Raw genomic sequence first — 9529 nt, 5'->3', positions numbered from 1 at the left:
GTTCAGGCGCAGGTCAGTGGTGACGACGGCCGGCAGCTTCAAGGATACCGTCTGCAGGCCGCCGTCGACTTCGCGCGTGACCTTGGCGGTCTCGCCGTCGATCTCGACCTTGGAGGCGAAGGTTTTCTCGGTGCGGTAAGCGTGGCCCTTTTGGGTGGAACTCTACCCGGACTAGCCCACGCGGCTGGCTACCCTAACGGAACTATCAATTTCTTGCATGGTTTTGCCGCCGGAGGCCCAGCAGACGCAACGGTCAGGGCAATGGCGGAAGAATTGCAGAAACGCTTGGGTCAGCAGGTTCTGGTAGACCCCCGTCCCGGCGCGAATGGTTTGTTGGCAGCGCGTGAAGTTGCGAAGAGCGCACCTGATGGAAAGACAGTCTTCTATTCGACGAACGGCACTGTCGCGATAGCGCCCTTCCTGTCCGCCGGAGCAAACTTTGACTCCCTCAAGGAACTGCGCCCCGTCAGTCGTATCTCAACTCTGCCAGGCATGATCATGGTGCCGAAGGAATCGCGTTTTGCAACGCTCGCTGACCTGATAGCCGAAGCAAAGGCAAATCCCGGAAAGATTACCTTCGGCACGACCGGGGTGAACTCGGAGGGCCACTTAAATGCTGAGTTGTTCAGCTACCTCGCCGGCGTGGAACTTACCCATGTTCCTTACAAGGGCGCGGCGGAATATGTCATCGACCTAATCACCGGCCGCATCGACATTGTCTTCGGCGGGACCAGTACATTCACCCAGAACGCGGACAAGCTGCGTGGCCTGGTCGTCGCGGCGAAAGAACGCTCCGAGTTCCTGGCGGGCGTTCCGTCCGCGGCCGAATCCGGCTTGCCAGAATATGAATTTCTCATCTGGGGCGGAATGTTCATGGCAGCAGGCACTCCGGATGAGATTGTTGCCACCGTCGATGGAACGGTTGGCAAGATATTGGCCGACCAGGTGGTGAAGGACAAACTGAAAGCGCGTGGCTATACGGCCTCATACCTTGGGTCCTCGGATTTCACAGATTTTGTCCGCGGCAACATCGAGTTGACAAAGAAAATCATTGACGTCGCGGGATTGAAGCCGATCTGAGCTTGGTGCGACAGGCAACCGGGGCTAAAGGCCTGACCACCTCAGACACTGCGCAGGCTCTCGATGCTAGGTCAGCCTTGTCTTGGTTGATCCGATCCACCGGCAGTTGGCGATGTCACTCTATACAGAGACCTGAAGGCAGACCTCAAGAGTGCGCTTGCCGATCGACTGCTCCATTGCGGCTCCACTGGCCGTCGACGCGATCTTGATCCACGGCCTGGAATGCATTCGTCATCCCGGCACAGGACGATGCGCCGGCGCGGGTTCTTGTCCCTGCGAGTGATCCACCGGATCAAGACTCCTATCGTGGCGTCTGGAGATTTGGCGATGGACGAGGTTAATCGCAGCATGGCGTTGGGCCACGGCATCGGCACCCGGTTTGTGGCGAGCAAGGAAGCTCATCCAACAACACATTAAAGGGCGAAAAATCAGGTATAACGAACGATATCTCCTGATCTTCCGCTACCTGTCCAGCACGTCTCGCTTAGCCGAAAACATTGTCAGTTCCGAAGTTACCCTGAAAAACGAAGAGGCGAAGACGAAGCGCTAATCTGGTCACTGTAATGATTCGAGGGATCATTCGAAACATAGCAGGCGGTGGCGAAATCGTTGAATGCTTCGTGAGCGATTGCGCACGTGATCGTTCTAAAGCGTCTTCGCCCGATGACGTGGGAGGAAAGATCTAAAATGAAATATAAAATGGTATTGGTGGATCGCAAGGATAAGGTCGTTACCGTCACGCTAAACCGTCCTGAACGAATGAATGCAACGACATGGCGTCTGAATGCAGAGCTTAGACATGCGATCACTGTTGCAGATGCCGACGAAGGGGTTCGAGCGGTCGTTGTAACCGGCGCCGGAAAGCACTTTTGTGCGGGGGCAGATTTGTCAGGCGCGGGTTTTGCCCGTCATGATGAAGAAGCGGAAGAACGCCACCGGATTACTAGCGAATTGGTGCCGCCGGGGAGCAAGCCGTTCTGGGAAATGAACACGCCTATTGTCACGGCGATCAATGGCACCGCAGTTGGGGTTGGCATCACGATGCCCCTCCATTTCGATATTCGTATTGTCGCGCAAGACGCACGGATCGGCTTTCTCTTCACGCGTAGGGGCGTCATCCCGGAATGGAACTCGCCATGGCTTCTACCAAAGCTGATCGGCGCTTCTCGCGCGATGGAGCTTATGCTGACCGGCCGTATGTTTTCCGGCACCGATGCGGTCAACTATGGAATTGCCAGCCAAGCGCTGCCTGCGGACCAAGTGCTTGCATGCGCACAAGACTTGGCGGCAGAGATGGCTAGGACCACTTCAGCAATTTCCGTTGGGATCACCAAGCGCCTCATCTATCAAGGCATCCAGAGAGACGACGTAGATCATCTGCATCAGCGAACAAGCGATTTGTTTCGTTGGTCGACCCGTCAGCTTGACGGAAAGGAAGGCGCGATGGCTTTCAAGGAGAAGCGTCCGCCGTTATTCCCCATGCACAAAAACCGGGACTTTCCAGCCGTATTCTAGTGGAGCTTTGTTCTGATGTCCTGCTGGAATCGGTTCCATTATTTTGAACCTCAGGATCGAGCTCGATCGCCTTGCAATCGTTCATGAAATCCCTCGGCTGGCCCGGTTGCGATCGCGCTTCTTGTAGCCAGCCTGCTCGCTGTTGGTCTTGATCTTCGGCGCCGGCCGAACGTCGTCTTGTTGAGGCTTGATCCAGGATAGCACTTCACCGAGCCCCTTGCTCTCGGTGAACGCTATATGTGTAACGCGCGGATCTATGTCGAAGACATTGTAGGTAGTGGCAAGGCCCCTCCGGCGAACCTCTAATGGTTGTCGGCCATCGTAGATGTCACCACACTTGCCGGCCAGCATGCGTAACACTCACGCCGCAAACGAGGTTGGTCGCTGTTGCGCTCAAGCTAGATGCCCGCCTCAGACATCCATTTGCGCAACGTCTCGCGTGCGATACCAAGTCCGTGTTCCTCCATCAGCTCTGGGCGCCGAGGTCGGGCCTAAATCGAGATAACACTCGGGGGGCAGGTCGATAGCAAGGTCACAGAGACCATTGTTGATCCGATTGTTTGGATGGCGTCCGCGCGCCTTATGACGCAAATCCGGGCCTCGGCGCCAACCGCCGCTAGGCCGTGTGCTACTGACTGTGTCGATAACATCCTGTTCCAATTTTGAAACATGTCCGGACAAAGGTTATGCCGGAGGCGAAAGACGCTCTTGGGAGTATGAGAAGGCCTTCACTCTCCCAGACGCTTGCGCGGCAAGGGCGGAGATAGGCTTGGCTGGCTGGAATCGCGGGTAATGCCGAGACGCAACGGTGTCCGCGCAAACGCCTCCAGATAGGCCGCGAGGCCGGCGACCGTGGCATCAAGTATCGAGGCGCCATTTTCCGCAGTCGCCTTTGCCGGGTCTCCGAAATATCCGCAATCATCGGCCTGAAAGATTGGGGGCCAAGCGCCTCCATAGGCAGTAACAGGATCGTCCTGATGACCCGGCGCGATCCATGGTTGAATCAATCGGGCCGGAAGATCCTTGACCGCACCCTCAACCCGCTCCCGCGCCTCCAACGAGCTCAGCGCCAGTGTCAGCGCCACTTCCTGCTCGCAGGCATGGCCGGTTCGTGACAGGCCTCCCTTCAAGAGGGGCAGCCAATCCTTTTCCCCCGGTGCGAAATAGTCTACCATGCCGACCGCGTATCCGTCTGTCACCATCTGCGCACAGAGCGAGCGCAGCGGCGCCGAGTTTCCTCCGTGACCATTCACAAAGACGACACGCGGAAATCCGGAATCAAGGATCGAGCGCGCGGTATCGGCAAGAACGGCGAGATAGGTTTCTAACCGCAGGCTGATCGTGCCGGCATGGCTGAGATGATGCGGTGAGAAGCCGACGGATACCGCAGGCGCTACGACAATCTCCACCCCGGCCACGCGACTGGCCGCAATTTCGGCTACAGCGGTCACCAAGAACGTATCGGTCTCCACAGGAAGAAAATCGCCGTGCTGCTCGATCGCGCCAGTCGGCACCACGACCAAGGCGCCGGCATCGCGCTTGGCTGCCAGTTCTGAACGCGTCAATTCTGCCCAGATAAGTGAAGACGGCGCAAAATGCCGGGGTGCGATGCCTGTCATGTCCAGTACCTCATAGGTGGAGCAACGAGTTGCCGCTTTTAAACCACTCGGATCGAATTACATGTCGCCCGCCTCCTTTGAAGGATTGGCGCAGACAGCAATCACGAGGCCGGCCTCACCGATGATATGCCGGTAGCGGTAATTCACCGGCAGGTACATCGCATCGCCTGGCTTGAAGATGTGCTCCTCGCCGGTCTCTTCGACGATCTGCTTTGACCAGCCATGCAGGCAGTAGAGGATCACCTCATGCACGCCGTCGCCTTCGACCATGGTATCGAAGTGCGGCATGTAAGTGGTGATATGAAACGAAATCGACGAGCCGTGAAGCTTTTTAGTGACAAGTCGATGGCTGAATTCCTGGCCCGGATGCACCCAAGTCAGTGCGACCTCTTCCTGGCGAGACCACTTGATCTTACCGCCGACGGTTTCATCGCTCATGTCATAGCTCCTTAATTTGCAGAAATTGGGTTTGCGGATTATGGCTGACCTACCGGAACCGCGCTTCGAAAGCGTCCCGCGCTTCCCAGATCGGCAGGACAAGATGCGGTCCGAGCCCGGAGATCCGGCTGAAAGGGATAGGGCGCGGCGCTGTCAGCGGCAGGGTAAGGTCCGGATCTGTGATCCTGCCGGCAAGCCAAGGGCCGATCTCGCGGCCTAGAGCGGTCGTCAGGGCCACGCCGCGACCGTTGCAGCCGATCACCGCGTCGATGCCGGGTTTGATGCACATCATTCGTGGCAGGAAATCAAGTGTGCCGGCGATGACGCCCGTCCACGAATAGTCCACCCTTATCTCCGGCAGGCCAGGGACGACGCGTCGCAGGCGGCTGGCAAACAGCCTGCGGGCCAGTGCCATGCGTCCGGGCAGCGGCGGCACCATTCCGCCGGTCACCAGCCGTCCGTCCGGCGACCAGCGCAATGCGAAGGTATGACGGCGCGTATCCGCTACCGGCGCCATGTCTGGCAATAAGGTCGCGCGAAGTGCCGGTGGCAGCGGCTGAGTGGCGATCTGGAAAACACGGGCCGGGATTATCGACGCGCGCAGTTCCGGGAGCAGGTTGCCGATGAGTGCGTTGGTGGTCATGAGCACGCGACGGGCGCGGACCTCACCGTCCGCAGTCCGAATGCGCCAGCCCTGCCCGTCGGGTTCGATGCCCTTCACCGGACTGTCGCCGAACAACCGCACGCCTGCCGATATGGCGGCACGAGCAAGCCCATGCGCATACGCCAATGGCGTAATCTGCCCGCCTGACGCCACCCGTATTCCACCATGCAGTGAGGGAAGTCCCGTGCGTTTGAGCATGGCATTGCGATCGAGCCATTCAGCATCCACGCCCGCCAAGAGCAATCGCGGCATACGGCTGTGAAGCGCCTCCTCCGCCCCGCGCGAATGTGCGGGCTGCAACCAGCCGTTTTGGACGGCTTCGCAGTCGATCTTGTGGCGCCCGATCAGGTCAAACACAGCCTTGCCGGAATCGGCCACCAGTTTCAGCAGGCGCCCCGCATGATCGGCGCCAAGCGCCCCCACGACCTCGGCAGGCCCCAGCGATGTTTTGAGGCTGGGAACCACGAAGCCGGTATTGCGGCCGGAAGCGCCAAAGCCAGGCTGATGACTTTCGAGGAGAACAACGTCGAGCCCCGCCTCGGCGGCATGCAGGGCGGATGAAAGGCCAAGATATCCTGCCCCTACGACGACGACATCAGCAGTAACGGCGTCTGTCAGTTTCGCGAATTTGGGCACGGATGGCGTTATCGCCTCCCATAAGGACCCGACTTCCATCATCATTCCTGTTCACGCGGGAACTTGGCGCCCGCAGTTTTTTTCGAGTTCAGCACCGGCTCTCCGGTGCTAGAGATTGATCAGATCATATCCCCGCCCAGTCGCGAGCGCTTGGAACAGGCCTTGGCGGGTCTGCTCGTTGTGGCGGATCATGATTTCCCGCGCTGTCGTCTGGTTACGGCTGGCGAGGGTCTCCACGATCTGGTGGTGGGAGACGGTCGTCTCGTTGTTCACGTCCCGCAGTTGAGCGCCGAGATAGAAAAAGCGTTCCAACGCATCGATCTGGTGGGTCAGGAGTTGTACCAGCCGGCCGTTGCCGGTCGCCTTCGCGATTGCCAGATGGAAGTCCCGGTTGGACCTGATGAACGTCGCGAGGCTGAGCTGCTCGCCTTGGTTATAGGTCGCATCGGCAAGTGAATTCAGATGATCGATTTGCTCCGCCGTCAGCTTCATGCAGGCGAGTTCGGCCGCTCCCGCTTCCAGGATGGTTCGCACGTCGAACAGTTCGTCCATGTCTGAAAAGGTGATCGGCGTAACCTGATAACCACGACGCGGGAAAGACCTGACGAGCCCTTCCTGCCGCAAGGCAGCCAAGGCTTCGCGCGCCGGTGTTTTGGAAATGTCAAAGCGTTCCGCGACTTCGGCCTCGTTCAATTCCTGACCAGGACGGATGACGCATGTCAGAATCTGGGTTCGCAGCGCCTCGTAAACCTGCTCGGTCAACGACACCTGCTTGACCGGCTGCATCACACGCTGCCGCTTCCTGATTGCGGTTACCTCACCCATGCGTTCTCCTGTCTGCAACTCGCTTTTCCGGCCCGCAATCCGGCGACTGCGCAAGGATATGCACGTCCAGGGAGTAGCCGGTACACGGCGGTTCAGTCGCCACGCAATTCCACATAGCTTATTCCTGACTATCCTTCGCGAGACAGAAAAGCGCGAAAATAATCCGGCGCGGCGGTGGTAAATGCCACGTCGCGCGGCAGATCCATCAGAAGACGCCCGCGCTCCATATAGATTATCCGATCGGCGATTCGTCGGGCAAAGCCGATTTCGTGGGTGACGATCACCATTGTCAAACCTTGTCCGGTCAGATCGGCCATCACACCAAGTACGCCTCCGATCGATTCCGGGTCCAGCGCCGATGTAGGTTCGTCGAAGAGCAGGGCATCCGGCTTCATGGACAATGCGCGGGCAATAGCAACGCGCTGGCGCTGGCCGCCGGACAGTTCCACCGGATAGGATTGCACCTTGTCTCCCAACCCGACCTTGTCGAGCAGCGCATCGGCGGCCCTCAACGCTTCCGCTTTCGCAATGCCAAGCAGCCTGCGCGGGCCAAGCGCAACGTTCTGCCGGGCCGTCATCGTCGGAAACAGGGCGAAGCTCTGGAACACCATGCCGAGGCGACGGCGGCGCTCGTTAAGCAATCGTTCCGGGCGCGCGATGCGCCGCGTCGCGTCGGCCCAAGGCAGGCTTTCGCCGTTCAGTTGCACATCGCCGCTGTCCGCCGGCTCTATCCAGTTCAGCGCTCGCAACAGCGTGCTCTTGCCCGACCCTGACGGTCCGAGGATCACGACAACCTCACCCCTGCCAACGGACAGCGAAACATCGTCCAGTCCTTTCACTGGCCCAAAGCTGCGGGTGAGATTGCGAGCCTCAAGCACAGGGTGGAGGCGGGAAGCAGCATCCGGTCCCGGCTCTGCCCGCACAACTTCCCGCTCGACGATTGGCGGCGGCGTAGTCACATGACTGGAGGTCTTGAGCGCTACCGCTTTTTCTATCCTATGCTGTATCAGCGTCCAGATCGTCAGGATCGCGAGATACCAGAGCGCCACGGCCAGATAGACTTCCAGCGAGCGGGTCGTCGATTGGGCGAGTTGCTGGGAAACGCGCAGAAGCTCGGCGAAGGAAATGGCCGCAAGCAGCGACGTTGCCTTGATCATATAACTGAAATTGTTGCTGAGCGGCGGCACGATCGTCCGGATCGCCTGCGGGAAAACCACCTTGAGGAATATCTGCCAGTGATGAAGTCCCAATGCCAATCCGGCCTCGCGCTGGTCGCGCGAGACGGACATCAGGCCGCCGCGCACGATATCTGCCATGCGGGCACCCTCGTTGAGACCAAGCGACAGCAGTCCGGTCGCGATCAAGCCGAGCGGAACGCCCATCTGTGGCAACGCGGAATAGAAGAACAGGATCTGCGCCAACAGGGGAGTGCCCTTAAAAAGCCAGATGAAGCCTAGCGCCGGCCAGCGCATCACTCTGGGTGCCGCCAGCATACCCGCCAGAACAAAGCCCAGGATCGTTCCGATCGTCTGGGCGACGACGGCAACCCAGATCGTCACCCAGGCTGCCTTCAGCAGCAGAGGCGACTGAAGGATCTCCAGGAATATGCCGGCGTCGAAGCCCACGAAATCAGACCTTTCTTGAAACCGGCAGGTAACCGGGCTTGGCCTGGCGCGAAGGATCGACCGCGTAGCGCGCAACCCCGCGCACGGTACCGCCCGTCGGGAGGTCCAGCGGAGACACGAGACCGGGTTCAGCAGCGGCCAGCGGCACGATCGTATTGGCCATGATGTTGGCCGCGCCGAACAAGGATTGCATGGCGGGTTTGATCGACATCATAACGGGCATAGCACCCTCAATCTCGATCCGGTCCTCCTCGACGAGGTTGAACTTTTCCGGCTGGTAGTACATCGCAAGCGACGTGCTGATCACTTCGCTTCCCTGATGCAGCGCACGGGCCCGCTGGGTGATGCCGATGACACGGCCAGGCGGCAGGACGCCCAGCGTCGGGTCTCCGCTGTCGACTTCAAAATCAGCCGTCTCCAGATCCCATGCCTCCGTGATTTCGTCGATCTCGAGATTGAGGGCGTCCGCGATCCGTGTCAGAGATTCCGGCGCGCCCATATGCCCCTCGACGCGGCCATCGGCAATGCGGCGGTTGAATTCCTCAGGCGTCAGGCCGTAGCCCACGTGCTCGATATCTCCTGGTCCCGTACCAGTGACGTCGATGCAGCGACGTATGGTCAAGCGCGTCACCGCGCTGGTGCCACGCGCCAGCACTAGCGGAAGCACGTCGTAGGAAAAGCCGGGATTGATGCCGGTACCGGTAATAGACACGCCGTTGGCACGTGCCGCGCTGTCCAGCGCCTCCGCGAACTCGCCATAGCGAAGGCCCGGATAGAACATGGATTCGGCAGCCGATACCACATTGAGACCGGTATTCAGTGCGGCGAGCAGTTGCTCCTTGATGAGGTGGGGCTTGGATTCCGTCATGTGCACGAGCACGTCCGGCCTTTTCGGCAGGTCGGCAAGCGCCGTTACCAGGTCGCCGACGATCTTAACGCCGCCGAAACGCTGGTATCCCGTAACGTCAGCCAGCGTGCGACCGATCTTGGCAGCATCGGTATCGATGGCCGCAACAATTTCAATCGACGGATAGTCGGCTTCAAGTACACGCAGCAGTCGTCCGCCCATGGCGCCGACACCGAACAGAACAGCGGTCGTCATTTCAGTTTCTCCGGAATAAGAGTGC

At 59.4% G+C, this 9529-nt stretch carries 9 protein-coding genes and 1 pseudogene; 2 read left to right on the top strand and 8 right to left on the bottom strand.

Annotated elements, in window-relative coordinates:
- Window positions 1-129: pseudogene (locus ICI42_RS23065) on the bottom strand (electron transfer flavoprotein subunit beta/FixA family protein); the annotation flags it as partial.
- Window positions 130-261: 132 nt separating this feature from the next.
- On the opposite strand from ICI42_RS23065, the gene ICI42_RS23870 reads away from it, so the two are divergent.
- Together ICI42_RS23870 and ICI42_RS23060 are read left to right on the top strand one after the other, a co-directional pair.
- A complete protein-coding gene (locus ICI42_RS23870; RefSeq protein WP_230980530.1) occupies window positions 262-1080 on the top strand; it encodes a Bug family tripartite tricarboxylate transporter substrate binding protein in 819 nt (272 codons plus the stop codon).
- A gap of 687 nt (window positions 1081-1767) precedes the next feature.
- The gene (locus ICI42_RS23060) at window positions 1768-2595 is read left to right on the top strand and encodes an enoyl-CoA hydratase-related protein (RefSeq protein WP_210317489.1); all 828 of its coding nucleotides are present in this window, start codon (window positions 1768-1770) and stop codon (window positions 2593-2595) included.
- 81 nt (window positions 2596-2676) lie between these two features.
- Here the strand turns inward: ICI42_RS23060 and ICI42_RS23055 are convergent, their stop codons facing one another.
- The 7 genes from ICI42_RS23055 to ICI42_RS23025 all read right to left on the bottom strand — a co-directional run bounded on the left by ICI42_RS23055 (window position 2677) and on the right by ICI42_RS23025 (window position 9504).
- Window positions 2677-2946: a hypothetical protein gene (locus tag ICI42_RS23055; RefSeq protein ID WP_188166955.1), complete on the bottom strand. Its 270-nt coding sequence runs from the start codon at window positions 2944-2946 to the stop codon at window positions 2677-2679.
- Between the two features lie 377 nt (window positions 2947-3323).
- The gene (locus ICI42_RS23050; RefSeq protein ID WP_188166954.1) at window positions 3324-4214 is read right to left on the bottom strand and encodes a creatininase family protein; all 891 of its coding nucleotides are present in this window, start codon (window positions 4212-4214) and stop codon (window positions 3324-3326) included.
- Window positions 4215-4271: 57 nt separating this feature from the next.
- Entirely contained in the window at window positions 4272-4652 is a 381-nt protein-coding gene (locus tag ICI42_RS23045) for a cupin domain-containing protein (RefSeq protein WP_188166953.1), read from the bottom strand.
- Window positions 4653-4701: 49 nt separating this feature from the next.
- The gene (locus ICI42_RS23040; RefSeq protein WP_188166952.1) at window positions 4702-5952 is read right to left on the bottom strand and encodes an NAD(P)/FAD-dependent oxidoreductase; all 1251 of its coding nucleotides are present in this window, start codon (window positions 5950-5952) and stop codon (window positions 4702-4704) included.
- Window positions 5953-6060: 108 nt separating this feature from the next.
- Window positions 6061-6777: a GntR family transcriptional regulator gene (locus ICI42_RS23035; protein ID WP_188166951.1), complete on the bottom strand. Its 717-nt coding sequence runs from the start codon at window positions 6775-6777 to the stop codon at window positions 6061-6063.
- A 128-nt stretch (window positions 6778-6905) separates the two neighbouring features.
- A complete protein-coding gene (locus ICI42_RS23030; RefSeq protein WP_188166950.1) occupies window positions 6906-8402 on the bottom strand; it encodes an amino acid ABC transporter permease/ATP-binding protein in 1497 nt (498 codons plus the stop codon).
- 4 nt (window positions 8403-8406) lie between these two features.
- Window positions 8407-9504 carry an NAD(P)H-dependent amine dehydrogenase family protein gene (locus tag ICI42_RS23025; protein ID WP_188166949.1) on the bottom strand — a complete coding sequence of 366 codons (1098 nt, stop codon included), beginning with the start codon at window positions 9502-9504 and terminating at the stop codon, window positions 8407-8409.
- Between the last annotated feature and the right edge of the window lie 25 nt (window positions 9505-9529).

The sequence above is a fragment of the Oryzicola mucosus genome, assembly GCF_014534685.1.
Lineage (GTDB): Bacteria > Pseudomonadota > Alphaproteobacteria > Rhizobiales > Rhizobiaceae > Oryzicola > Oryzicola mucosus.
This window is presented reverse-complemented; position numbering and strand designations above follow the sequence as displayed.